Genomic DNA, 25078 nt, shown 5'->3' with positions numbered 1-25078 from the left:
CGTCCGGCGCCGGCCCGGACGCAAGCCCTCACGAGGGGCTGCACGGGCGGACCGCGCTGGTGACCGGCGGCGGCAGCGGCATCGGCCGGGCGTGCGCGACCGCCCTCGCCGCCGCCGGAGCCGACGTGCACGTCGTGGACCTGGACGGCGCGGCGGCGAAGGCGGTCGCGGAGCTGGTCGGCGGCCACGCGCACGTCGCCGACCTCGCCGATCCCGCCGCCGTGGACGCGCTGCCCGACACGGCCGACATCCTCGTCAACAGCGCCGGCCTGCAGCACGTCGCGCCCATCCCCGAGTTCCCGGTCGAGCGGTTCGTCCGCATCCAGCAGGTGATGGTGACCGCGCCGTTCCTGCTGATGCGGCGGACGCTCCCCCACATGTACGGGCAGGGCTGGGGGCGCGTCGTCAACATCTCCAGCGTCCACGGCCTGCGCGCCAGCGCCTACAAGTCCGCCTACGTCGCGGCCAAGCACGGCCTGGAGGGCCTCAGCAAGGTCGCCGCGCTGGAGGGCGCGCCGCACGGCGTGACCAGCAACTGCGTCGATCCGGGCTACGTCCGGACGCCGCTCGTCGAGGGCCAGATCCGGGACCAGGCGGCCGTGCACGGCGTCCCGCCGGACGAGGTCGTGGACGACGTGCTGCTGGCCCGCACGCCCGTGAAGCGCCTGATCGAGCCGGAGGAGGTCGCCGCCGCCGTGCTCTGGCTCTGCGGACCGCACGCGGGCTTCGTCACCGGCACGTCCCTCACCATGGACGGCGGCTGGACCGCCCAGTGATCCCCACCGGCCGGTAGCCCCACCGCCCAGTGATCCCCACCGGCTGATCCGCCCGCCACCTCATCCCCCCGCCGAACTTCCACAAGCCCCTCGCCGCACCCGTTCCCCATCCGGCACCGCAGTCCCCCATCCTCAGCCCAGGACGGAGCCCCCATGTCCCACCCCGACACAGCCATGCCCGAAACCGGGAAAGAGCGCTCGAAGGGCATCGCGCGGATCGTCAGCGCCAGCCTCATCGGCACCACGATCGAGTGGTACGACTTCTTCCTCTACGGCAGCGCCGCCGCGCTCGTCTTCAACAAGCTCTTCTTCCCCAAGGCGGACCCGCTCACCGGGACGCTCATCGCGTTCCTCACCTACGCGATCGGGTTCGCCGCGCGTCCGCTCGGCGGCGTCGTGTTCGGCCACTTCGGCGACCGCGTCGGGCGCAAGAAGCTGCTCGTCCTCAGCCTGCTGATGATGGGCGGCGCGACGTTCGCGATGGGCCTGCTGCCCACGTACGCGACGCTCGGCGTCGGCGCGCCGCTGCTGCTGACGGCGCTGCGGCTCGTCCAGGGGTTCGCGCTCGGCGGCGAGTGGGGCGGCGCGGTGCTGATCGTGTCCGAGCACGGCGGCAGCGCCAAGCGCGGGTTCTGGGCGTCGTGGCCGCAGTCCGGCGCGCCCGGCGGGAACCTGCTGGCGACCGGTGTGCTGGCGCTGCTCGCGGCCGTCCAGTCGGACGCGACGTTCCAGTCGTGGGGCTGGCGCGTGCCGTTCCTGCTGTCCGGGGTGCTCGTCGTGATCGGCCTGTGGATCCGCGTGTCGGTGAGCGAGTCGCCGCTGTTCCTGGCCGCCAAGGAGAAGGAGCGGGAGCGCGCCGAGGAGCGCATGCCGGTCGTGGACGTGTTCCGGACGGGCTGGCGGCAGGTCCTCGTCGCGATCGGCGCGCGGTTCGGCGAGAACATCTCGTACTACATCCTGACCTCGTTCCTGCTGGTGTACGTGACGCAGCAGCTGAAGCTGCCGAAGAGCACCGCGCTGAACGCCGTGCTGATCGGATCGGCGGTCCACTTCCTGGTGATCCCCGCCTGGGGCGCGCTGTCGGACCGGCTCGGACGGCGTCCGGTCATGCTGATCGGCTCGGTCGGGATGGCGCTGTGGACGGTCGTGTTCTTCACCCTGCTGGACACGAAGTCGTTCGCGACGATCACGGCGGCGGTGACGGTCGGGCTCGTCCTGCACGGCGCGATGTACGGACCGCAGGCGGCGTACGTGTCCGAGCTGTTCGACACGCGCGTCCGCTACTCGGGCGCGTCGATGGGGTCGCAGCTGTCGTCCATCCTCGCCGGGGCGCTCGCGCCGATCATCGCGGTCGAGCTGCTGAAGGACTACGACTCGTCCATGCCGATCGCGATCTACATGGGGCTGGCGGCCGTCGTCACCGCTCTGACGGTGGCGGTCGCGCGGGAGACCCGCGGGCGCGACCTCGCACGGTCGGAGGCCGTCGCCGAGACGCCTGCCACGGTCACCGTCCGCGCCACCTGACCCGCGCCCGCCCGCCCCGAGGGCGTGACCCGCGCCCCGAAGCCCGACCTCTCCCTTCTCCCGGCCTGCCTCCCAGGCCCCGCACCGAACCGAACCGGGCCCGGACCTGCGAACTTCCCGCAGGTCCGGGCCTGGAACCGTCTCGCCGGGGCCGTCCGCCGGAGTGGACGGCCCCGGCCGGAAGGCTGCGACGATGACCCGCATGGACCATCCCGCCCTGGCCGCGACGCGTGCGCTGCTCGACCTGCTCGCGGACGGCGCGCCCGCCGAGGACTTCGCCCGGCCGGCCGCCGAGGCCCGCGCCGCCGGCGTCGGCCCTGAGGAGCAGGCGGTCGTGGACGAGGCGACCCGCACCGCGCTCGACATCCGCCGCACGCTGGAGAAGCACCGCCGCCGCGAACGCGAGCTCGCGGCGCTGTTCGACAGCGCGGGCGACCTCGCCGCGCTCCGCGACCTGGACGCCGTGCTGCGCGCCATCGTGCACCGCGCGCGGACGCTGCTCGGGACCGACACGGCCTATCTGACGATCAACGACCCGAGCGCCGGGGACACCTACATGCGCGTCACCGACGGCTCGGTGTCGGCGAAGTTCCAGCAGCTCCGGCTCGGCATGGGCGAAGGGCTCGGCGGCCTGGTCGCGCAGACCGCGCTTCCCTACGCCAGCCGCGACTACCGTACCGACACCCGCTTCAACCACACCGCGACGATCGACGACGCGGTCGGCGAGGAGGGCCTGCGCGGCATCCTCGGCGTCCCGATGCGGGTCGGGACCCGGGTGATCGGCGTGCTGTACGCGGCGGACCGGCGGCCCCGCGAGTTCGACCCGGACGCCGTGACGCTGCTGTCCTCGCTCGCCGACCACGCCGCCGTCGCGATCGACAACGCGCGGCTGCTGGAGGAGACGCGCGCGACGCTCACCGAGCTGAACGCCGCGACCGAGACGGCCCGCGCGCGCAGCGCGGACATGCGCCGCGCCGCCGCGATCCACGACCGGCTGACCGAGCTGGTGCTGCGCGGCGGCGACGCGACGGACGTGGCGAGGGAGATCGTCGCGCTGCTCGGCGGCGGGCTCGTCGTGCACGACGCGGACGGCGCGGAGGTCGCCCGTGTCGCCGCCGAGCCGTTCGTCCCGCCGGCGGAGGGCGTGGCCGCGTCCGGCGCGAGCGGGCAGGCCGTCCCGGTGGACGGCACGTGGATCTACGCGGTGCTCGCGGGCGCCGAGCCGCTGGGCACGATGGCGCTGCTCGGCCGTCCGGACCTGACCGACGGCGACCGGCGGCTCTTCGAGCGCGCCGGGCTCGTGACCGCGCTCCTGTTGCTGCTGCGCCGGTCCGTCGCCGAGGCCGAGGACCGTGTCCGGGGCGACCTGCTGGGGGACCTCCTCACCGGCGGCAACGCCGACAGCCTGACCCTGCGCGCGCGCAGGCTCGGTGTGGTCTTCACCCGTGCGCACGCGGTGTTCGTCCTGCACTGCGACGCGTCCCGCCGGGACCGGTTGCTGACCGAGGTCTCTCGTCGTGCGCGCGCGTTGGAAGGGCTCGCGGGGACCCACAACGGCAATGTCGTCCTCCTCGCGCCCACCGACGCGTCCGGGGCGCTCGCGCGGACGTTGGCGGGGGAGTTGGGGGAGGCGCTGGGAGGCGCAGCCGTGACGACCGGCGCGTCCGACCCGGTGACCGGCCCGGCGCGGCTTCCGGCCGCCTACGACGAGGCGCTGCGGTGCGTCCGCGCGCTGCACACCCTCGGCCGGACGGGCGACGGCGCGGACCCGTCCGGGCTCGGGTTCCTCGGCGTGCTGCTGGGCGACCGCGCGGACGTGCGGGGGTACGTGCGCGACGTGCTCGGGCCGGTGATCGACTACGACCGGCGGCGCGGGACGGAGCTGGTCCGGACGCTGGACGCCTACTACCGCAGCGGTGCGAGCCTGACCGAGGCCAGGCGGGCGCTCCACGTCCACGTGAACACGGTCGTGCAGCGGCTCGACCGCGTGCGGCAGCTCCTCGGCGACGACTGGAACAGTCCGTCCCGCGCGCTGGAACTCCAGCTAGCGCTCAGGCTTCACTTGCTGAGCAGGTAGAAGTTCGCGTAGTGGTCGGGCGAGTAGTACACCTTGCCGGTGCTGCTGTGGACGATCCGGTACGCGTCGCGCTGCGCGCCCTTGGCCCGCGAGTAGACGTCGTACTCGTGGTAGGACACCCCGCTCGGCAGCTGGCCCTCGCGGTTCTGGAACACGCCGCCGGTGTAGTTGTAGCGGCCGTCCGGCCACGCGTACCAGCCGCTGGCGGACGGCCAGCCCTTCGACGCCCAGACCGACGCCGCGGCGCTGCCGTCCGCGCAGCTCGCCATCGTGCAGGTCGAGTAGACCGAGGCGTTGGCGGAGGTGACGTCCACCGCGACGCCTCCCGCCACCGACGCGGCGGCGACGGCGGTGACGACGGCGCGCCGGGTCCACGACACGCGGGACGCCCGGGCGTCCTTCTTCCGGTACTGCTTCACGGGGCCTCCTTGGCGAGGGGACGAACCCGTTCATGTTCACCAACCTGGCGCGTCCGTAAATAGGGCAAGAGTGGCCAAAATCCGATGCGCCGCTTTCCGTCCACCGACGCGTCTCCTCCCGTCCGACACGCGGATACCGCGGACGCCCGAGGACGCGCCGCCGGTTCAGGCTCGGCCCGGTTTGGGCGGATGTGGGCGCGGAGAGGACAAGATCGTGACGACCTCGAACCTGGTGCCCCGCCCCGTCCGCATCTCGCCCAGAGCCGGCAGGGCCGACGGGGCCGATGGAGCCGATGGAGCCGGTGTGCCGTTCGACGGGACGGTCCGGACCGGCGTCGACACCGCACTGCCGCCCGAGGGCTACCGGCTCACGGTCGAGGCGGACGGCTCGGTGGAGATCGTCGGCGGTGACGAGGCCGGAGTGTTCCGGGGCCGCCAGACCCTCCGCCAGCTCCTCGGGCCCGACGCGTTCCGGCAGGCCGGACCGCCGGTACGGCGCGAACTCCCCCAGATCGTCATCGAGGACGCGCCGCGCTTCGCCTGGCGCGGCTTCATGCTGGACATCGCACGCCACTTCATGCCCAAGAGCGGCATCCTGCGGTACATCGACCTGATCGCCGCGCACAAACTGAACGTCCTGCACCTGCATCTGACCGACGACCAGGGCTGGCGCATCGAGATCAAGCGCTACCCGAGGCTGACCGAGGTCGGGTCGTCCCGGCCGCGGACCAGGCTGGACCGGCACGGCCCGACGGCGCTGTGGGACGAGCGTCCGCACGGTGGGTTCCTCACCCAGGACGACCTCCGCGAGATCGTCGCGTACGCGGCGGAACGGCACATCACGGTCGTCCCGGAGATCGACCTCCCCGGACACACTCAGGCCGCGATCGCCGCGTACCCGGAGCTGGGGAACACCGACGTCCTCGACACCGCCGCGCTCGGCGTGAAGACGGACTGGGGCGTCAACCCGCACGTCCTCAACGCGAACGAAGCGACGATCCGGTTCCTGGAGGGTGTCCTCGAGGAAGTGCTCGACGTCTTCCCCGGACGCTTCGTGCACATCGGCGGCGACGAGTGCCCCAAGGACGAGTGGAAGGCGTCACCGTCCGCTCAGGAGCGCATCCGGGAGCTGGGAGTGGGTGACGAGGACGGCCTGCAGTCCTGGATCATCCGCCACTTCGACCGGTGGCTCACCGAGCGCGGCCGTCGCCTGGTCGGCTGGGACGAGATCCTCGAAGGCGGCCTGGCCGAGGGCGCGACCGTGATGAGCTGGCGCGGACGAGACGGAGGCGTCGCCGCCGCCAAGGCGGGTCATGACGTGGTCATGTGCCCGATGCAGGAGGTGTACCTCGACCACCGGCAGAGCGACGATCCGGACGAGCCGGTCCCGTTCGGCTGGGTGCAGACGCTGCGCGACGTCCACGCGTTCGAGCCCGTGCCGCCGGAACTCGCCGGGACCGAGCACGCGCACCGGGTTCTCGGCGCCCAGGCCAACATGTGGACCGAGCACACCGAGAACCAGCAGCGCGTCGACTACATGGTCTTCCCGCGCCTCGCCGCGTTCGCCGAGGCGGTCTGGTCGCCGTCCGAGGGACGCGACCCCGACGACTTCGAACGCCGGATGCGCGAGGAGCACTACGCCCGGCTGGACGCCATGGGCGTGGACTACAGGAGGCCGGGTGGGCCGCTGCCGCATCAGCGGCGACCCGGCATCCCCGGCCGCCCGTTCACTTCACCCAAGTACGACTAGCCGAGCATCCCCGTGCGGCCGGTCGCGCATCCCCGTGCGGCCTCGCGCGTCCGCGTGCGGCCGGTCGCGCATTCGAGCGCGGCCGGTCGCACCTTCGAGTGCGGTCAGCCGCGCCAGGGCCGGACGTCGATGACCGGCGCGGGGCCGGACCGCTGTCCCGGCGCGGGGACGGCGTAGGTGTTGACGTACCGGTCGTTCGGCGTGCCCGCTGCCCAGGTGTCGCTGGTGCCGCCGAAGACCGCCGCGAAGTAGCCGTCACCGTAGGCGCGGACCTTCGCGCTGTAGTGGCCCTTGCGGTCCGTCTTCACCCACTTGACGTGGTACCAGGTCTTCTTGCCCTTGAAGCGGAAGATGATCCGGACGCTCTGCCCGCCGAACGCGCCGTAGCCGTTCTTGGACGTGTTCCAGCGGTAGAGGTAGCCGGAGACGGTGATGTACTTGTTCTTCTTGATCGAGGTCTTGGACGCGGCCAGCTTCGACATCTTCGTCGACCAGCGCCACAGCTTCTTGGTCGGCGAGACCACCGGCGCGTACTTGGCGTCACCGGCGAACCGCGACCGCCAGTAACCCGAGTAGTAGACGTTCGTCGTCGCCTTGTACCCGGCGTTGTACGTCGAGAAGGTCTTCACGGTCTTCCAGCCGGTCGTGCCGTTGCTGGAGTACTCGAGGACGACCTTGCGCCTGTTGGACGTGCCGCCGCCGGACGGCGACTTCATCGTCGTCCAGGCCGTGACCTGGCCGTAGGGGTCCATGGTGGCGGAGAAGGCGAGCTGCCCGGCGTACCGGACGGTGGTGTGGGCGAGCGTGGAGCGTCCGCCCTTGTAGAGGCCGGCCGGGCTGGAGTCGACGTAGAACGTCCCGGGGCAGGACGGCTTGACGGTCGTGCCGAACTTGCCGTCCGCGCCGATCGTGAGCATCTGCGGCGTCATCGGGGGCGCGCTGCAACCGGCGTCGGCGGTCTGGCCGATGACCGCCTTGCCGCCGCCGACGAAGGGGTTGCCCTTGTAGGTGACGGTGCCGTTCAGCGTGAGCGTCTGGCCCTCGTCCAGCGTGGTCCGGCTGGCGGTCACCGCCGTGTCGGTCGGCCCGCGGTCGATCTGGATGGTCAGGGGCTGGGACTCGACGCTGAGCGTGGGGACGTTCGCGATGACGACGACCGAGTCGGACGTGCCGTCCGGCGATACGGACGCGGTGTAGTTGCCGTCCGCGTCGGTGGCGCCGCCGGTGACCGTGCCATGCCCCTCCGGGGCGGTCAGCTCGACGTTCGTTCCCGCCGGGACGGGCGCGCCGTCCGCGTCGGTGACCTTGCCGGTGATGGTGGCGCTCGGGTGCTCGGGGTCGACCGAGGCGGGCGTGGCGGCGATGGTGATCGCGGGCGTCCCGTCGGCGAACGCCGGGACGGCGGTCAGGGTGCCGAGCAGCAGCGCGCTGGTCACCCCGACGGTGGTGAGGCGAAGCAAGAGTGTTCCCTCCGCGGCGAAAGTGAGGAAAGGGAAGGGGGTGGAGGAGGCGGGTCAAATAACGACGCGTGGTCGGACCGGCCGGTTGACCAAGGACACGAAATCGTGACCTATCGGTCGAATCACCCCCCACTCCCGTCCGTGCCCACCCTCGGCGACCGGGCCCTCGGAGACCGGGCCCTCGGAGACCGGGGCGGAGGGCTCAGTCCAGGGCGAGGGGCGGGGCGAGTTCGCCGGCCAGGACGCGCGCGACGAGCGCGCCGACCTCGGCGGCCGTCTCGTGGGACGGCGCGGGCGCCACGATCCGGGTGCCGTCCCCGACGAAGTACGCGCCCGGCGTCCGGGTGGTGAGGTGCCAGGTCCACGGCCCGGGACGGTAGGGGCCGAGGACGCCGTCGGCCGCGGAGCTCATGATCGACCGGGCGGCGGACTCGTCCGGCCTGCCGAGCGTCACCAGCAGGGGAGGCGCGTCCTCGCGCGGCAGCTTCACATAGCCGACCTCGGCGCGGCAGACGGCCATCACCGGGCCCTCGACGGGCGTGATCTCGGCGTCGAGGTGGACCGACGCCTGCCAGACCACCGTGTCCAGCAGCTTGACCGGCTCGACGTCCTCGTCCACGTACAGGCACTCGCGGACGAACCGCTCGGCGCAGGCGCGCAGGATCCGCTCCGGCAGCGAGCCGGCGGACCGCGTGTACGGGTCGTAGATGCCGTGCTCGAACAGCACCTCCTCCATGTCGTACAGCGCGTGCGCCGCGGCGTCGACCACCGAGTCGGCGTAGAGGACGGCGCGGTCCTCCCGCGCCACATCGAGGATCTCGTCCCGGGCGGGACTCTGGGTCTCGTCGTACATGGCGGCACCTCCCCGGCGAGCCGTCCCAGGATCGCGGACCCGCTCCCGGCCCCGGCGGCCACCGGGCCGGACCCTCGCGTCCGGGCACGCCAATGTGGCCGCACGGTACGGAATACCCTGGTCGGGCCATGGAACTGCGCCAGCTGAGGTACTTCGTCACGGTCGCCGAGGAGCTGCATTTCGGCCGCGCGGCCGAGCGCCTGGCGATCGTGCAGTCGGCGGTGAGCCAGCAGATCGGCCGGCTGGAACGGGAGCTCGGCGTCGAGCTCTTCGACCGCTCGCCCCGGCACGTCCGGCTGACCGAGGCGGGCGGCGTCTTCCTGCCCGCCGCGCGCGCGGTCCTGGACGCCGAGCGCCGCGCCCTCGACACGATCGGCGCGTACGCCGAGTCGCGGCGGACCGTCCTCCGCATCGGGACGAGCCGGGGCATGGGCGACCGCCTGACCCAGGTCATCGAGGCCATGGCCGAACGCGGGTACCGCGTCGAACCGGCCGCGCTCCCCGCCGAGGAACGCGTCCGCCGCGTCGCCGACCGGGAGCTGGACGCCGCCTTCGTCCGCGGCGTGGCCGACGAGACCGGGCACGACGTCCGGCTCGTCCCGGTCTGGCAGGACGAACTCCTCGTCGCCCTCCCCGCCCGCCACCCGCTGGCCGGCGGGGCCGCCGTGGACCTCGCCGACCTGGCAGAGCTGCCCCTGGTCCTGACCGACCGCCGGAGCAATCCCGCGCTCGTCGACCTGGTCACGCGGTCCTGCGAGGAGGCCGGCTTCACGCCCGTCCCCGGCCCGCCCCACAGCACACTGCAGGACACCCTCGCCTCCCTGGCCGCGGGCACCGGCGGCTGGACCGTCCTCTACGCCACCGCCGCCGAACAGGTCCGCACGACGCGTGTCGTCTTCCGGCCCGTCCGCCCGGCCCTGTCGCTGCCCGCCGTCCTAGTCGTCCCGCCGAACGCCCCGGCCCGCACCGAGGCCCTGCTCGCCGCCTGCCGGTCACTCGCCTCCCGCTGACCTGTCCCGGGCCGCCAAGGCGACCTTGAAGCCGTCCGCACACTCGGCGTTCTGCCTGCTCGGGGCCGCGATCTCGGATCGTGATCGCTGCGGCCTCGAAGTGCTTCTGGATCAGGGCGCGCGGGAGGAGTGAGGTGGAGATGCCTCCCCTCTCCTCCCCTCCACCAGGAGCCGCACACCCATGGCCTCGCCCACCCACCTGACCGGCCCCTCCGTCGCCCGGGCGCCTTCACCTCCGACACCGAAGCGAACGGCGTTGCGCTTCGCCGGGATCGTCGCGGGCAACTTCGTGATCGCCCTCGACGCGACGATCCTGAACGTGGCGCTGCCGGACATGCGCTCCGACCTGCACGCCCCCGCCGCCGCGCTGCCCTGGGCCGTGGACGCCTACACCGTCGTCCTCGCCGGGCTGATGCTCGCGGCGGGCTCGGTCGCCGACCGCTGGGGCCCGCGACGGGTCTACCGCGCGGCGCTCGCCGGATTCGCGCTGTTCTCGCTGGTCTGCGCCCTCGCGCCGAACGCGGCCGTGCTGATCGCCGGACGCGCGCTGCTCGGCGTCCCCGCCGCCGGGCTGGTACCCGCGTCGATGGCGCTGCTCGCCGCGCTCTTCCCGGACGCCGACCAGCGGTCGCGGCGCATCGGCACGTCCGTCGCGATCACCGGGATCGGCGTCGTCGGCGGCCCGGTGCTCGGCGGCGCGCTGGTCGCGCTCGGCGGCTGGCGGCTGGTCTTCCTGGTGAACATCCCGATCGTCCTGCTCACCCTCGCGGTCTCGCGCGGCCTCAGCGCGCACCGCGGCGGCACCGCCGGACCGGTCGACCGCGCGGGCATCCTGCTGTCGATCGCCGGACTCGTCGCCCTCACGTTCGGCCTGGTGGACGGCGGGACCGGCGGCTGGGCGCGGCCGCGTCCGATCGCCGGACTCGTGGTCGCGGCGCTCGTCGTCGGTGTCCTGCCCCGCGTGCAGCGGCGCGCGGCCTCGCCGGTGCTGCCGTCCGCCCTCTTGGCCCTGACCCGCGTCCGCGTCTCGCTGGTCGTCGGCGTGATGTCGCAGTTCGTCTACTACGGCCTGCTGTTCGCGCTGACCCAGTGGATGGTGGACGGCAGGGGACTGTCGCCGCTCCAGGCGGGCGCGGCGTTCCTGCCGATGACCGTGCCCGTCCTGTTCGTCCCGCTGCTGACCGGACGGCTCGTGGTCCGCTTCGGCGCGCGCCCGGTCATGCTCGCCGGGATGGCCCTCGACCTCTGCGGGGGCATCGTGCTGGCGACGGACGGCCTCTCGTCGGCGGCGGGCGGCACCTCGCTGTGGACGGTCTTCGCCGTGCAGGTCCTCGTCGGGGTCGGCAGCCCGCTGGCGATCCCGTCCTGCATCGCCGACATGTCCGCCGCCGTCCCGCTCCACCTGGCCGCGACCGGGCAGGGCGCCCTCAACGCCGCCCGCCAGACCGGCACGGCCCTGGGCGTCGCCGTCTTCGGCACCCTGGCGACACTCTCGTCCACCGGCCTCGTACTCGCCACGGGCGCCGCCCTGACGTTGGCTCTCCTCGCCCGCCCTGCGAAAACGCCGTAGCCCGCCCCGGTCAGTCCGTCCGAACGTCCTCGCCCCGGCCCACGCCCTCCATACGTCCCGAGAAGGCGGCACTCTGCTCAGCGAGCGCCCGATGGAAGTGCGGACACTCCATCACGTCCTCGTGGTCGCAGCCGAGGGCGCATTCCATCAGCGCGAGCGATTCCTGAGCTGCGGCGATGCGCCCTCGAAGCGCCTCGGCCTCCCCACGCAGGACGAAATGGCGCCGGGCCGGCTCGGTGATCATCACGCGGATCACCTCCAGCGAGAGCCCGGCCTGCTTGGCCCGCAGGATGACGGCGACGCGCGTCACGTCGGCCTCGGTGTAGCGGCGCCGACCACCGGCGTCGCGCGCGGGGCTCAGCAGCCCCTCCGCCTCCCAGTGACGCAGGACGTGGGTGGCGAGGCCGAACCGTCCGGCGACATCGCCGATGGTCATCGATCCCGGACCGCTTGACTTCATGTCGACATTAAGTCGCAGCCTTGCCCGCATGACCAACAGCTTGATCGACGTCCTGGACGCCGCCGACATGACGCCCGAGGCCGTCCGTCTGCGCGCCCACTCCTACGACCTGCTGCGTGCCACGTCCGTCGTGGACGTGGGCTGCGGCACCGGACGCGCCGTCGCCGAACTGGCGGAACGCGGTGTCCGCGCGACGGGCGTGGACCTGGACGAACAGATGATCGCCGTCGCCCGCACCCGCCACCCCGACGCCGACTTCCGGGTCGCGTCCGCCGAGGCGCTTCCCCTCCCGGACGCGTCCGTGGACGGTTACCGTGCGGACAAGGTCTTCCACGCGCTCCACGATCCCGCCGAAGCACTCACCGAGGCCCGCCGCGTCCTCACCCCAGGCGGACGCGTCGTCCTGCTCGGCCAGGACTGGGACACCCTCGTCATCGACTCCGACGCCCCCTCCCTCACCCGAACGATCGTCCACGCACGCGCCGACATGATCGCGTCCCCCCGGGCCGCCCGCCGATCCCGCAATCTCCTCCTGGACGCCGGCTTCCAGGACGTCGCGACCGAGGTCCGCACGGGCGTCATCACCGACGCCTCCATGTTCCCGCTGCTCAGCGGCCTGGCAGAAGCATCACGCGCAACCGGCGCGATCACTGGGGCACAGGCCGACGCCTGGCTGGCCGACCAACGCCACCGAGCCGCCACCGACCGCCTCTTCCTAGCCGTCCCCATCTTCATCACCACAGCGACCACCCCCTGACCCGCACAGAAGAGGCACAGCCCCTCAAGCCGCGAGCCTGAGGCGTGGTGAACCGGAGCATGCGGAGTTGAGCTGTACAGAGCGGAGTTGAGCTGTACAGAGTTGCGTGAGATCCGTCGGCAGGAGCGCCGTGCTGGGCCAAGGCTCAGAGCAGGGTTGCTCATTGCCGACTTAACGGCCTTGGGGGTCAAGTCGTCCGGTGCTGGGCCAAGGCTCAGAGCAGGGTTGCTCATTGCCGACTTAACGGCCTTGGGGGTCAAGTCGTCCGGTGCTGGGCCAAGGCTCAGAGCAGGGTTGCTCATCGTCGGCTTAACGGCCTTGAAGCCAATCGTCCGGTGCTGAGTCACAGGCCCAGGGCGGAGAGCGTGGGGTGGGAGGCGGGGCGGGGGGCGTCGGCGGGCCAGTGGAAGAGGCGGTCGGCTTCGGCGATGGGAACGTCGTTGATGCTGGCGTGGCGCTCGGTCATCAACCCGTCCGCGTCGAACTCCCAGTTCTCGTTGCCGTAGGAGCGGAACCACTGGCCCGAGTCGTCATTCATCAACCCGTCCGCGTCGAACTCCCAGTTCTCGTTGCCGTAGGAGCGGAACCACTGGCCCGAGTCGTCATGCCATTCGTAGGCGAAGCGTACGGCGATCCGGTTCTCGCCGTACGCCCACAGCTCCTTGATGAGCCGGTAGTCCAGCTCTCGCTTCCACTTGCGGGTGAGGAACGCGACGATCTCGGCGCGGCCGTTGACGAACTCCGAGCGGTTGCGCCAGCGGCTGTCCGGCGAGTAGGCCGCGGCGATCCGTTCGGGGTCGCGGGTGTTCCAGGCGTTCTCGGCGGCGCGCACCTTCTGTGCCGCGGTCTCGGCGGTGAACGGCGGCACGGGCGGGCGTCGCTCGGACATGGCGTCTCCTCTGCTTCCAGCGAGAACGATCGTTCTCACTCCTCCCGGCTACAGTAACGAGAACGATGGTTCTCACACCAGAGGGAGTGGCGTGATGGATGTCTCCGAGCCGCCCGCCCAGGCGCCGGCCGCGGACGAGGCGACCCCACCGGACGCGTCCGCGCGGGTGCTGGACGCGGCCTCGCGCGTGCCGGACGCGTCCGCGCGGGTGCTGGACGCGGCCGAACGACTCTTCTACGCGCAGGGCGTCCAGGCGGTGGGCATGGACGCCGTGCGCTCGGCCTCGGGCGTGAGCCTGAGACGCCTCTACCAGTTGTTCCCCTCCAAGTCCGCGCTGGTCGAGGCGTACCTGGCCCGCCGGGACGAACGCTGGCGCGAGGCGCTCGCCCGGTACGTGGCGGCGACCGGCGGCACGCCCCGGGAACGCGTGCTGGCCGTGTTCGACTGGCTGGCCCGCTGGTTCGCCGAGGACGACTTCCGCGGGTGCGCCTTCGTCAACTCGTTCGGAGAGCTGGGCGGAACGTCTCCCGAGGTGGCGTCCGCCGCACGCCGCCACAAGGAAGCCTTCCGCGCCTATGTGGGAGACCTGACGGAAGCCGCCGGAGCCGCACCGGCGACCGCCTCGCACATCGCGCTCCTCGCCGAAGGAGCCATCACCACCGCGGCCGTCTCCGCCACGCCCGCACCCGCCGAGGACGCCAAGCAGGCCGCGCGCATCCTGCTCGACGCGACGACGCCATCCTCCACAGACCACCTCCCGTCCTGACCGCCGACACCGTCGACGCTACGCCGGAAGGGCCTCACCAGGCCTCGTCATCCACATCCTGTGGATAACTTCTGTGCACAACCACTGACCTCGGCAGGGGCCGCTGTATCACCACTGTCTCCCCACCCTGATCCCCAGGTTTTCCACCGGATGACCAGGGGGTCGTTCAGGGCTGCCGCTGCACGTCGCGGACGGTCCCGACCGGCGTGCCGAGCAGGCGCAGCGCCGCCTCGCTCGCCGACCCCGGCTCGGCCGACCAGGCGACGATCCGCTGGTCCGGCTCGCCCGGAAGCTGGAGCGGCAGCTGCGTCAGCGTCAGCGAGCCGACCAGGGGGTGGTGGAGCTCCTTCACGCTCGGGCCGCACTCCCTCACCTCGTGGGACGCCCAGACCGCCGCGAACCGCGGGCTCTTCACCGTCAGCTCGCCCACCAGGGACGCGATGCGCGGGTCGTCCGGGTAGCGTCCCGCGGCCATCCGCAGGTGCGCGACGGCCTCCTCCGTCTTGGCCTCCCAGTCGACGAACAGCTCGCGCATGTGCGGGTCGAGGAACACCATCCGGGACATGTTCGGACGGTCCGCCGGACGCGTGGGCGCCCCGAAGTCCAGGTGCCCGCCGAACACCGCGTGCCCGAGCCTGTTCCAGGCGAGGATGTCGGTGAACCGGCCCATCACCATCATCGCGACGTCGGGCGTGGCGTCCAGGAGCTGCCTGACGGCGGGGTCCAGCCGCTCGGCCGGGGTGCGCCGCCGGACGATCGGACGCCCGCCCGCCGCGTTCAGCGCCTGCAGGTGCAGCCGCTCGGCCTCGTCCAGGCGCAGCGCGTCCGCGAGCGCCGCCAGCACCCCGTCGGACGCGTTGCGGCTCTGCCCCTGCTCCAGCCGCGTGTAGTACTGCACGCTGACGCCGGCGAGCTGAGCCAGTTCCTCCCGCCGCAGGCCCGGGACGCGCCGCCGCGTCCCGTAGCTGGTCAGGCCGACGTCCTCCGGGGTCAGCCTGGCGCGCCGGGACTTCAGGAACGTGCCGAGGTCGGTGTCGAGCTCCATGCCCTCCAGTATGTCCGGGCCGTCACCGGGAAGCCTGTCCCTGCGCGTGGTACCAATTCGCGGGTTCTGGGCAGCGCCGGAAGGGCGCGGCAGATTCGTCGGCGACCGGCGGGACCGTCCCGACCGCGAAGCCCAGACAAGGACCGCTATGTCCGCCCTGACGGAACACGAACGCGCCGAACAAGCAGACCCGTCCACAGGCCTGGAGCGCCCGCCCGGCGCCGCCCATCTCAACGCCGCGCCGGCTCCCACCTCAATGTCCGGACGGCAGAAACTCGTGCTGGCGCTGCTGCTCGGCGCGCAGTTCATGCTCGCGGTCGACTTCTCCATCCTCAACGTCGCGCTCCCCGACATCGGCCGGGCGCTCGGCCTGTCGCTCGACGGCCTGCAGTGGATCGCCACCGCGTTCGCACTGCCCGCCGCCGGGTTCACCCTCCTTTTCGGACGTGTCGCCGACCTTTTCGGCCGCCGTCGCATGTTCATGACCGGACTGCTCCTGCTCACCGCCGGCTCCCTGGTCGGCGGCCTGTCGAACGGCCAGGGCATGCTGCTCACCGGCCGTGTCCTGCAGGGACTCGCCACCGCCCTCGCCACTCCGGCCGCGCTGTCGCTGCTCACGACCTCCTTTCCGGAGGGACCGCTACGCCGTCGCGCGCTCGGCCTGAACGGCGCGCTCATGGCCGCCGGGTTCGCCGCCGGAGCCCTCTTCGGCGGCGTCCTCACCGAGGGGCTGAGCTGGCGCTGGACGTTCCTGGTGAACGCGCCCGTCGCGGCCGTCCTGCTGGTCGCGGCCCCGCTCCTGCTGGCCGCCGACCGGGATCGCGCCCGCGTCCGGCTGGACGTCCCCGGCGCGATCACCGTGACGGGCGGCCTGCTCAGCCTCGTCTACGGCGTCACGAGGGCCGGTCACACGAGCTGGTCCGACCCGGTCGCGCTCGTCGCGATCATCGCGGGCGTCCTGCTGCTCGCCCTTTTCGGCCTGATCGAAACCCGGGCCGTCGAGCCGCTGGCGTCCGTGCGCGTGCTCACCAAGCGGACGGTCGGCTGGGGCAACCTCGGAGGCTTCACCGTCTTCGCGATGGAGACCGCGATGGTCTTCCTGCTGACCCTCTACCTGCAGAACGTCCTCGGCTACTCGGCGCTGGTCACGGGCCTGGTCTTCGGTGTCCCCGGGGTCACCGCCGCGATCGCGGGGGTCGTCGGGCCGCGCTTCATCGGACGCATCGGCGCGCACCGGAGCCTGGTGCTCGGCCTGGCCGTCCAGGCCGTGTCGAACCTGGCGCTGCTCGCCCTCGGCACCGACCGCGGCACCGGCCTGACGCTGGTGCTGGTGACCAGCGCGATCGGGTTCTTCGGCCACGTCTACGGCATCGTCGCGTTCACCGTCACCGCGACGTCCGGACTGCCGGACGACGAGCAGGGCCTCGCCACCGGCCTCACCACGATGTCCCAGCAGATCGCGTTCACCCTGGGCATCCCCGTGATCAGCGCCGTCGCTGCGGCCCGCACCGGCGCCTCGACCGACGCGTCGGACCTGCTCGCCGGGATGCGCCTGGCCATCGGCGTGGACGTCGCGCTGACGCTCCTGGTCGTCGTCCTGCTCGCGGTCTTCCTGTCGCGGTCGCCGCGCGGGACCCTCAGCCGACGTCCGCGCGCCGCTCGCTGAGCTGCGGATGCGGCGACCGCCCGGCATCCGCGCCCACGTCCACCTGCGGATACCCGCCGTCCGTCCGAGACCGCCCGAAACCGGGCGCCCCCTCGGCGGACGGCGTTCCGCCGGACGGGCCCGCGGTCGGCGGCATCCCGGCCGCCGACGGCACGGCCGCCGACGCGACGGTCGGCGGCGGAACGGTCGGCGGCGGAACTGTCGCTGGCGGGACGGGTACGGACGCGAAAGCCGCCTGCGCCGCGCGTACGAAGGCCGCCGTCGCCGGAGAGCGGGCGTCCCGCGGCCATCCGACCGAGAGCACCGCGGGCTCGACGTCCACAAGCGGCACGTAAGCCAGCTCGGCACGCGGGTTGGCGCGCGTGACCCAGGCGGGCAGCAGGCACACGACGCAGCCGAGTTCGACCAGCCGGAAGACCTGCGACAGGTCGGCGACGGACGGACGGCCCTCCGCGACGAGCCCACGCTCGGCGGCCTTGTCCCGGATGTCGTCCGGAGAGGCGGGCGTCTCGCCCGGCACGACGGGCGAACCGTCCGGAAGCACCCGCCCGGACAGGTCGGCGAGGTGCAGGCTCGTCCGCGCGGCCAGCGGATCGTCCGCGGCGAGGACGGCCATGCGCGGCTCGGTACGGAGCGGTTCGGAGTCCAGACCACGGTCGTCGAACGGGCTGAGCAGCAGGCCGACATCCGCGCGGCCGTCGCGGAGCGCCTGCGGCTGCTCGCCGCGTCCGCCCCACACCAGCTCCACCGGAAGCGCCGCGTCCTCCTGCTGGTAGGCGGCGAGGATCGCGGACAGCATGCCGCCGTCGTTGTCCGCTTTGAGCGCCAGCCGTAGCCGCTGCCGGGGCTTTCCCGCGTGCCTGGCCCTGCGTCCGGCCGCCCCCACCGCCTCCAGGACGATCCGGGCGTCCCGCAGCAGCACCTCACCGGCGGACGTCAGCCTGACGCTCCTCGTGGTGCGTTCCAGCAGCGCGACGCCCAACTGCCGTTCGAGTTCGCGGATGGCACGGGACAGCGGCGGCTGCGCCATTCCCAGACGTGCGGCCGCCCGGCCGAAGTGAAGCTCCTCCGCGACCGCGACGAAGTAGCGGAGCTGCCGCACCTCGAGATCACTCATATCGGGAGGGTATCAATCGCGATCGAACCGGTCCTTCAGGTTCGGCGGCGGCGGGAGTTGGCTGACCGGTGCATCCCCTTACGGAGGTTCACCGATGATCGTCATCACCGCACCCACCGGCCAGATCGGCCGTCGGCTCGTCGACACCCTGCTGGACGCCGGCGCGCCCGTCCGCCTCATCGCCCGCGATCCGGCCCGCCTCCCCGCGCGCGTGCACGAGAGCGCCGAAATCGTCCAGGGCACGCACAGCGACAAGGACGTGCTCACCAAGGCGCTGGCCAACGCCGACGGTGTCTTCTGGCTCGTCCCGCCGACGCCGACCGCGCCGAGTGTCGAGGGCCATTTCGACGCCTTCACCCGTCCGTTCTGCGAGGCCGTCACCGAGACCGGCGTCGGGCACGTCGTGGGCGTGTCCAGCCTGGGCCGGACCGTCGCCCGGAACGCCGGCCAGATCTCGGCGACCGTCACCATGGACCGGATGATCGAGGCGACCGGCGTCTCCTACCGCGCCCTCGAAATGCCGGGATTCATGGACAACATGCTCTGGAACGTCCCGTCCCTCAAGGCCGAGGGCGTGTTCACCTCCGCGATCGACCCCGACCGCAAGGAGCCGTCCGTCGCCACCCGCGACATCGCCGCCGTGGCCGCACGCCTCCTGCTCGACACCACGTGGGACGGCCAGGAGGGCGTCCAGGTCCTCGGTCCCGAGGACATCTCCGCGAACGACATGGCCCGCGTCATGTCGGACGTCCTGGAGCGCCCGATCCGCTGCCGCCGGATCTCGCCCGAGGAGTACGGCGCCGCCCTGACCAGCCACGGCGCGACCGAGGCATGGGCACGCGGACTGGTCGACATGATGACCGCGATCGACCGCGACGGCATCTACCACGCCGAGCCCCGGACGCCTGACTCACGCACGCCGACCACCTTCCGGCAGTGGTGCGAGGAGGTCCTGAAGCCGGTTATCCACAGCTGAGCACCTGACGAAACCGGGAAGGGGACGCACCCGTTGACCGGACATGGCACTGATCGCCTTCATGTCGGTCCCCGGGTTCCTGCTGGGGCTCCTCGCGTTCGCCGTGCTCGACCATCTGGGCTGGTGGGCGCACCGGCGCGTCCACCTGCCCTGGCGGCGGGACGACACCGGGCGGCCCGTCTCGTCGGTCGCGGTCGCCGAGCTCGGCGCGTTCTTCCACGGCACGCACCGCCACCAGCAGGACCAGCGCGCCTCGTCGCTGATGCTGCGCGACGACGACACCGACGGCGCCCCGCCGCGCACCCGCGTGGACCTCGACGCGGGCACCGCCATCGTGCGGCGCCCACCCGACAACGATCACCGGCACCCACCGGACGGCGGTGATCAGGAACCACCTGAAGGCGGTGGCCAGGGACCACCGGCAGGCGGTGGTCGCAAACCGCCGGAAGGCGGGGGCCACAGACCCCCGGATAGCAGGGTTCACAGACCCCCGGATAGCGGGGCTCACAGACCCCCGGATAGCAGTGATCAGGGACCACCGGAAGGCGGTGGTCAGAGATCGCCTGGGGGCGGCGGTCGGGACCCCGGCTAGGACGAGTGAGCAGATTCCGCCCGAACCGGTGCTCGAAGCCGGTCAGGCCAACGCGTCGAGCTTGCTTCTCAGCAGCGCGCGGTCGCGGTCGTTACCGCAGAGCTTCACGGCGGCCTCGAGTTCGACGCGGGCCTCGTCCGCGCGGCCGAGGCGGGTCAGAAGCTCGCCCCGGACGCTCGGCAGCAGGTGCGAGTTGCCCAGTGTCCCGGCGGTGACCAGGTCGTCCACGATCGGAAGGGCCGCCGCCGGGCCGTGCGCCATCGAGACCGCGACCGCGCGGTTCAGCTCCACCACCGGGGACGGCGCGACCCGCCCGAGCGCCTCGTAGAGCAGGACGATCCGCTCCCAGTCCGTCGCCTCGACCGACGGCGCGACCGCGTGGCACTCGGCGATCGCGGCCTGCAGCCCGTAGGCGCCGAGGCCTCGGCCGAGGCGTTCGGCGCGGGCGAGCGCGGCACGTCCGCGGCCGATCGCGGACCGGTCCCAGCGGCGCCGGTCCTGGTGTTCCAGCAGCACCGGTTCCCCGTCCGGGCCGGTCCGGGCGGGGAACCGGGCGGCGGTCAGCTCGAGCAGGGCCAGCAGGCCGTGGGCCTCCGGCGCGTCCGGGACCAGGCGGCCGAGCACCCGCGCGAGCCGCAGCGCCTCGCCCGCCAGGTCGAACCGGATGACCTCGCCGCCCGAGCTGGCCGACGACCCCTCGGTGAAGATCACGTAGATGACGTTCAGCACCGATCCGAGCCGTTCGGCCCGCTCGTCCGCCGCGGGCGTCGCGAACGGGACCCGGGCCGCCGCGATCGTCTTCTTCGCCCGGGTGATCCGCGCCTGCACGGTCGCGGTCGGGACGAGCAGCGCCCGGGCGATCTCGTCGCTGGTCAGGCCGCCGACGACGCGCAGCGTCAGCGCCACCCGCGCCTCCCGGGACAGCACGGGATGGCACGAGACGAACATCAGCGCCAGCACGTCGTCGTCGATCTGGTCCGGATCCCACGGCGCCTCGTCGGCGTCCCGGACGGGATCGGCCGGCGCGGCTCCCGACGCGGCGCCTCCCTCACCGAGCTCGTGGGCCAGGGAGGCGTACCGGTCGTCCAGCGCGGACCGGCGGCGGAACGCGTCGATCGCGCGCCGCCGGCCGACCGTGAGCAGCCATCCGGCGGGGTTGCGCGGCACCCCGTCGCGCGGCCAGTTCACCAGCGCCTCCGCCAGAGCCTCCTGCGCGAGGTCCTCCGCGAGCGCGAAGTCGCCGGTGTAGCGGGCGAGCGCCCCGACGATCCGCGCGGACTCGATCCGCCAGACCGCCGCGACCGCCTCCCGCCCGCCTCCGGCAGCGGAAACGCCATACCCGGCCATACCTCCACCGTCGTCCCCGGACATACCCACACCCGCACCCTCCCCGGGCACGCCCGCAGCTTCCCCGAACACGCCCGTGCCGTCCCCGCGCACGCCCGCAACGTCCCCGAACACGTCCGCAACGTCGCCGCGCACGCCCGTGTCGCCCGCGGGCACGCCCGTGTCGCCCGCGGGCACGCCCGTGTCGTCCGAGGCGGGGACGCCCGTGTCGTCCGAGGCGGGCACGCCCGCGCGGTCACCGGGCATGCCCGCCTCGGACGCCTCCGCGCCATCGGAGTCGTTCGTCATCTCAGAGCTGGCCGGTGGACTCGCGCCAGGCCCGCTCCTTGCGGATCCACTCGTTGTCCTGCGGGAACTCGTCGATCGTGGTCACGCGCCGGATCTCGGTCTTGAAGCCGGGGCCGAGCGACGGCATCCGCTTGGCCCACTCGACGGCCTCCTCCTTGGACGCGACGTTGAGCAGGTAGAAGCCGCCGAACAGCTCCTTGGTCTCGCCGTACGGGCCGTCGGTGACGATCGGCGCCTCGGCCGAGTGGTCCACCACGACGCCCTCCTCGGCGTCCGCCAGACCCTCGGCGGCGAGCAGCACGCCCGCCCTGATCAGCTCCTCGTTGTACCGGCCGACGATCTCCAGCATCTTGCCGAAGTCGGTCTCCGCCATGGTGGCCAGGCCCTCGTCGGTGGCGCGCATGATCATCATGTACTTCACGGCTCTGTCTCCCTCGTTCGTCCGGGCCTCCGTCCGGCCCTTCACTCGTAGGTCGAACGGGGAGCCCCGCCGATCGACACGTCCGCCGAATTTTTCCTCAGATCTTTTTCCGACGCGTCCGCACCACCCGTCGCGGCACCGCCGACTACCGCTCCATGTAGGACTCCAGACCGCGAAGGACCAGCTCAAGGCCGAACTCGAACCGGTCCTCCCCGTCCTCGCTCGCGGACGCCAGCAACGGGCCCAGATGCTTCACCGTGGAGGGGAACCGGTCGGCGGGCAGAGCCTGGAAGAACTCCCGCACCTGCCCCAGGAACCGGCCGAGGTACTCCTCCTCCGACAGGCCGCTCGTCCGCCGCTTGGACAGGTGCAGCGACCCCTCGTACGCGTCGGCGTTGATGTAGAGGTACAGGCGCTCGACGCCCCAGACCGCCGCGTACGTCGGTATCCCGGCCGCGAGCAGCATCGTGAGCAGCCACTCGTTGACGCGCAGCGAGTTCGCCCCGGTGGGGATGTCGCCGAGCGCCACACGCGCGATGTCGGCGTGCGCGGACATCACCTGGTGGATCGAGTACGAGACCTGCTTGACCTGCTCCCGCCACCGCGCCGGATCGGCCTCGGGTAGCTCGATCTCCCCGCAGATCCGGTCGAACATGAGGTCGAGCAGCTCCTCCTTGTTGGAGACGTGGGCGTAGAGCGAGGCCGGTCCGGTGTCGAGGTCCTGCGCGACGCGGCGCATGCTGACGCCGTCGAGGCCCTCGGCGTCCAGGATGCGGATCGCGGTCTCGACGATGAGGTCCTGGCTGAGCGGCTGCTTCGTGGGCCCGGCGGCCCCGCTCTTGCGCGGCCGTCGCCAGGCCGGCACGGGGATGGCCGCGTCCGGAGCGTCCCCGGTCGCCGCCGCCCTGGCCCGGGGCCTCTGTCCGGAGCCCTGCTGAGTCGCCAATTCCGCCCTCCCTCGTGCCGGACGACCGCTGCCGACCGCCCACGAACATCGTACTGGGTGACGAATGCCGTACTTGACACGAACGACGATCCCCACATAGAACAGCGTTCGTCAAACAACGAACAGCGTTCGCCCACTCCTCGAGAGGCCGCCATGACGACCACGACCCCCACGACCGGCAGCGGGCCCGGCCTCGCCGCCGCCGTCCCCGAAACGCCCTACCGCTGGCGCTGGATCGCCCTCCTGGTGATCCTCGCGGGCGAGATCCTGGACATGCTGGACGCCCTGATCACCACGATCGCCGCGCCCACCATCCGCGCGGACCTGGGCGGATCCGCGGGCACCATGCAGTGGCTCGCCGCCGGATACACCCTCGCCCTCGGCGTCGGACTGATCACCGGCGGACGCCTCGGCGACCTCTACGGCCGCAAGCGGATGTTCCTGCTCGGCGCCGCCGGCTTCACCATCGGATCCCTGCTCTGCGGCGTCGCGGTGTCACCCGGGATGCTCGTCGGCTCCCGCGTCCTGCAGGGCCTGTTCGGCGCGCTGATGCTGCCGCAGGGCCTCGGGCTGATCAAGGAGATGTTCCCGCCGAAGGAGGTCGGCGCCGCGTTCGGCCTGTTCGGCCCCATCATGGGCCTCTCCTCGGTCGGCGGTCCGGTGCTCGCCGGATGGCTCATCGACGCCGACCCGTTCGGGACGGGCTGGCGCATGATCTTCCTCATCAACCTGCCCCTGGGCCTGGCCGCCGTCGCCGCCGGACTGCGCTTCCTGCCCGAGGCGCGCGCCGCCCACGCCAGCCGCCTCGACCTGGTCGGCGCCGTGCTCGCCGCACTCGGCGCGGGCCTGGTCGTCTACCCCCTGGTGCAGGGCCGCGAGCACGGCTGGCCCGCCTGGACCTTCGCCATGATGGCCGCGTCCGCCGCGATGTTCGCCCTGTTCGCCTGGTACGAGGTGCGCGAGCACCGCGCCGGCGGCGACCCGCTCGTCACCCCCGGCCTGTTCCGCAAGCGCGGCTTCAGCGGCGGCCTCATCGTCGGCCTGGTGTTCTTCTCCGGGATGACCGGCTTCGCCCTGGTCTTCGCCCTCTACACCCAGCTCGGCCTCGGCTACTCGCCCCTGAAGGCGGGTCTCGCGCAGATCCCCTGGTCACTCGGCATGATCGCCGGCTTCGGCGCCGCCCAGGCCGTGGCCCGCTTCGGCCGCCACGTCATCCACGCCGGAACGGTCGTCATGGCGGGCGGCGTCACCGGCGTCCTGCTCACCCTGCACATCGCCGGAATCGGCGTCAGCCCCTGGCAGCTCGCCTCCGCCCTGATCGTCACCGGACTCGGCATGGGCCTGCTGATGGCCCCGTTCTTCGACATCGTCCTGGCCGGCGTCGAACCACACGAGACCGGCGCCGCCAGCGGCTCCCTCACCGCCATCCAGCAACTCGGCAGCGCCCTCGGCGCCGCCGTCCTCGGCACCGTCTTCTTCGACCGCCTCGGCGACCACCTCACCGCGAGCGGCCCGACCTTCCAGCACGCGATGGACGCCACCCTCTGGACCGTCGTCGCCCTCCTCGCCACCAGCTTCGCCGCCACCTTCCTCCTCCCCCGCCACCCACGCCCCGATAACTGACACTTCCGCCACGCCATGACAACCCCACGCACATTCCCGAACCGGTGCCCCGTGACCTGCATCTCAACGAGTGCACAGAGTCCATCGAGAACGGGGAAACAGCATGCGACTCAGCAGCAGGCTCACGCGTCCGGCGATCGTCGCGGTCGCCGCCGGACTGGCGCTCGCCACGGGGGCGACCGCGGCCAGCGCCGCCGACCAGGCCGCCACGAAGTACCGCCTCACCCCCTACGGCTACGGCAAGGTGCGGATCGGGGAGTCCGCCAAGGCCGCCCTCCGCTCCGGCGCCATCGTGGTCAAGCACCGCGACCGCTACTGCATCGGCTACGACCTCAAGGGCCACTCGACGGGACGCAACAACGTCGGCGGCTACATCTCCAAGAAGTACGGCGTCGCGCTCATCACCGCGCCGAAGGGCGTCTCGACCACGCGCGGCATCCACGCCGGCTCGTCACTCGCGCACCTCAAGCGCGCGTACCCCGGCGTCCGCCGCGACATCCACGGCTACTACGAGGTCACCGCCCCGGGCAACCCCAAGGCCCAGTACTCCTTCACCGTGGCGCACGGCAAGGTCACCACCGTGATGCTCGACCTCAAGCGCCAGGACTGCTTCAACTAGCCGACAAAGGGAAGAGCGCCAGGGCCGACCGCAACAGCGACCCTGGCGCTCCCGCAGTTACGCGCCTGCACAACTGCCTCGCCTACACAAACAACGTCTACCCCACCCAACCGCCCCCAACCCCCGC

23 protein-coding genes are annotated in these 25078 nt (G+C 72.3%); 13 read left to right on the top strand and 10 right to left on the bottom strand.

Annotated features, from left to right (window positions below; translation table 11 throughout):
• The 3 genes from DZF91_RS01255 to DZF91_RS01245 all read left to right on the top strand — a co-directional run.
• On the top strand, positions 1-776 hold a 776-nt coding region (locus DZF91_RS01255), incomplete at its 5' end, for a 3-hydroxybutyrate dehydrogenase (RefSeq protein WP_407920866.1).
• Between the two features lie 153 nt (positions 777-929).
• Positions 930-2300, top strand: coding sequence for an MFS transporter (locus DZF91_RS01250; protein ID WP_117355678.1), 1371 nt, complete (start codon positions 930-932; stop codon positions 2298-2300).
• A 202-nt stretch (positions 2301-2502) separates the two neighbouring features.
• Positions 2503-4377 carry a helix-turn-helix domain-containing protein gene (locus DZF91_RS01245; RefSeq protein WP_199486328.1) on the top strand — a complete coding sequence of 625 codons (1875 nt, stop codon included), beginning with the start codon at positions 2503-2505 and terminating at the stop codon, positions 4375-4377.
• Here the strand turns inward: DZF91_RS01245 and DZF91_RS01240 are convergent.
• Positions 4359-4796 (bottom strand): ribonuclease domain-containing protein, encoded by a 438-nt coding sequence (locus DZF91_RS01240; RefSeq protein ID WP_199486327.1) that lies wholly within the window; start codon positions 4794-4796, stop codon positions 4359-4361. The two genes, DZF91_RS01245 and DZF91_RS01240, sit on opposite strands and share 19 nt — an antisense overlap.
• A gap of 304 nt (positions 4797-5100) precedes the next feature.
• Between DZF91_RS01240 and DZF91_RS01235 the strand changes: the two genes are divergently transcribed.
• Positions 5101-6546 carry a beta-N-acetylhexosaminidase gene (locus DZF91_RS01235; RefSeq protein WP_235833981.1) on the top strand — a complete coding sequence of 482 codons (1446 nt, stop codon included), beginning with the start codon at positions 5101-5103 and terminating at the stop codon, positions 6544-6546.
• A gap of 104 nt (positions 6547-6650) precedes the next feature.
• Here DZF91_RS01235 and DZF91_RS01230 read toward each other — a convergent pair whose 3' ends face one another.
• Both DZF91_RS01230 and DZF91_RS01225 read right to left on the bottom strand, forming a co-directional pair.
• The gene (locus DZF91_RS01230; RefSeq protein WP_117355676.1) at positions 6651-8006 is read right to left on the bottom strand and encodes a carboxypeptidase-like regulatory domain-containing protein; all 1356 of its coding nucleotides are present in this window, start codon (positions 8004-8006) and stop codon (positions 6651-6653) included.
• 202 nt (positions 8007-8208) lie between these two features.
• On the bottom strand, positions 8209-8859 hold the full coding sequence (locus DZF91_RS01225) for a hypothetical protein (RefSeq protein WP_117355675.1): 651 nt from the start codon (positions 8857-8859) through the stop codon (positions 8209-8211).
• Between the two features lie 128 nt (positions 8860-8987).
• Here DZF91_RS01225 and DZF91_RS01220 point away from each other — a divergent pair, with 128 nt between their 5' ends.
• Both DZF91_RS01220 and DZF91_RS01215 read left to right on the top strand, forming a co-directional pair.
• Entirely contained in the window at positions 8988-9869 is an 882-nt protein-coding gene (locus tag DZF91_RS01220) for a LysR family transcriptional regulator (RefSeq protein WP_117355674.1), read from the top strand.
• Between the two features lie 256 nt (positions 9870-10125).
• Positions 10126-11439 (top strand): MFS transporter, encoded by a 1314-nt coding sequence (locus tag DZF91_RS01215; RefSeq protein ID WP_158587820.1) that lies wholly within the window; start codon positions 10126-10128, stop codon positions 11437-11439.
• Between the two features lie 10 nt (positions 11440-11449).
• Here the strand turns inward: DZF91_RS01215 and DZF91_RS01210 are convergent, their stop codons facing one another.
• A complete protein-coding gene (locus DZF91_RS01210; protein WP_235833980.1) occupies positions 11450-11929 on the bottom strand; it encodes a MerR family transcriptional regulator in 480 nt (159 codons plus the stop codon).
• Between DZF91_RS01210 and DZF91_RS01205 the strand changes: the two genes are divergently transcribed.
• On the top strand, positions 11928-12656 hold the full coding sequence (locus tag DZF91_RS01205) for a methyltransferase domain-containing protein (RefSeq protein ID WP_199486326.1): 729 nt from the start codon (positions 11928-11930) through the stop codon (positions 12654-12656). The two genes, DZF91_RS01210 and DZF91_RS01205, sit on opposite strands and share 2 nt — an antisense overlap.
• Before the next feature lie 343 nt (positions 12657-12999).
• Here DZF91_RS01205 and DZF91_RS01200 read toward each other — a convergent pair whose 3' ends face one another.
• Positions 13000-13545, bottom strand: coding sequence for a nuclear transport factor 2 family protein (locus DZF91_RS01200; RefSeq protein ID WP_117355670.1), 546 nt, complete (start codon positions 13543-13545; stop codon positions 13000-13002).
• Between the two features lie 94 nt (positions 13546-13639).
• Here DZF91_RS01200 and DZF91_RS01195 point away from each other — a divergent pair, with 94 nt between their 5' ends.
• Positions 13640-14311: a TetR/AcrR family transcriptional regulator gene (locus DZF91_RS01195; RefSeq protein WP_117355669.1), complete on the top strand. Its 672-nt coding sequence runs from the start codon at positions 13640-13642 to the stop codon at positions 14309-14311.
• A 166-nt stretch (positions 14312-14477) separates the two neighbouring features.
• Here DZF91_RS01195 and DZF91_RS01190 read toward each other — a convergent pair whose 3' ends face one another.
• Positions 14478-15356 carry a helix-turn-helix domain-containing protein gene (locus DZF91_RS01190; protein ID WP_117355668.1) on the bottom strand — a complete coding sequence of 293 codons (879 nt, stop codon included), beginning with the start codon at positions 15354-15356 and terminating at the stop codon, positions 14478-14480.
• Between the two features lie 148 nt (positions 15357-15504).
• Here DZF91_RS01190 and DZF91_RS01185 point away from each other — a divergent pair, with 148 nt between their 5' ends.
• Positions 15505-17022, top strand: a complete 1518-nt coding sequence (locus tag DZF91_RS01185; protein ID WP_199486325.1) for an MFS transporter — start codon at positions 15505-15507, stop codon at positions 17020-17022.
• Here the strand turns inward: DZF91_RS01185 and DZF91_RS01180 are convergent.
• Complete coding sequence (locus DZF91_RS01180) at positions 16994-18139, bottom strand: LysR family transcriptional regulator (RefSeq protein WP_199486324.1); 1146 nt, start codon at positions 18137-18139, stop codon at positions 16994-16996. The genes DZF91_RS01185 and DZF91_RS01180 overlap by 29 nt on opposite strands.
• A 94-nt stretch (positions 18140-18233) precedes the next feature.
• Between DZF91_RS01180 and DZF91_RS01175 the strand changes: the two genes are divergently transcribed.
• Positions 18234-19115: an NAD(P)H-binding protein gene (locus DZF91_RS01175; protein WP_117355667.1), complete on the top strand. Its 882-nt coding sequence runs from the start codon at positions 18234-18236 to the stop codon at positions 19113-19115.
• 43 nt (positions 19116-19158) lie between these two features.
• Positions 19159-19707, top strand: coding sequence for a DUF6191 domain-containing protein (locus tag DZF91_RS38690; protein WP_147340931.1), 549 nt, complete (start codon positions 19159-19161; stop codon positions 19705-19707).
• Positions 19708-19749: 42 nt separating this feature from the next.
• Here the strand turns inward: DZF91_RS38690 and DZF91_RS01165 are convergent, their stop codons facing one another.
• The 3 genes from DZF91_RS01165 to DZF91_RS01155 form a co-directional block, all read right to left on the bottom strand.
• Positions 19750-21054, bottom strand: a complete 1305-nt coding sequence (locus DZF91_RS01165) for an RNA polymerase sigma factor (RefSeq protein WP_117355681.1) — start codon at positions 21052-21054, stop codon at positions 19750-19752.
• A 289-nt stretch (positions 21055-21343) separates the two neighbouring features.
• Complete coding sequence (locus DZF91_RS01160) at positions 21344-21763, bottom strand: YciI family protein (protein ID WP_117355665.1); 420 nt, start codon at positions 21761-21763, stop codon at positions 21344-21346.
• A gap of 145 nt (positions 21764-21908) precedes the next feature.
• Positions 21909-22709, bottom strand: a complete 801-nt coding sequence (locus DZF91_RS01155) for a TetR/AcrR family transcriptional regulator (RefSeq protein WP_235833979.1) — start codon at positions 22707-22709, stop codon at positions 21909-21911.
• Positions 22710-22862: 153 nt separating this feature from the next.
• On the opposite strand from DZF91_RS01155, the gene DZF91_RS01150 reads away from it, so the two are divergent.
• Both DZF91_RS01150 and DZF91_RS01145 read left to right on the top strand, forming a co-directional pair.
• On the top strand, positions 22863-24332 hold the full coding sequence (locus tag DZF91_RS01150; protein WP_117355664.1) for an MFS transporter: 1470 nt from the start codon (positions 22863-22865) through the stop codon (positions 24330-24332).
• 103 nt (positions 24333-24435) lie between these two features.
• The gene (locus DZF91_RS01145) at positions 24436-24951 is read left to right on the top strand and encodes a hypothetical protein (RefSeq protein ID WP_117355663.1); all 516 of its coding nucleotides are present in this window, start codon (positions 24436-24438) and stop codon (positions 24949-24951) included.
• Positions 24952-25078: the final 127 nt, after the last annotated feature.

The organism is Actinomadura logoneensis, from assembly GCF_003428695.1.
In the GTDB taxonomy this organism is placed as follows: Bacteria; Actinomycetota; Actinomycetes; order Streptosporangiales; family Streptosporangiaceae; genus Spirillospora; species Spirillospora logoneensis.
Note: the sequence above shows the minus strand (reverse complement) of the source record. Positions and strands in the feature narration are given on the sequence as shown.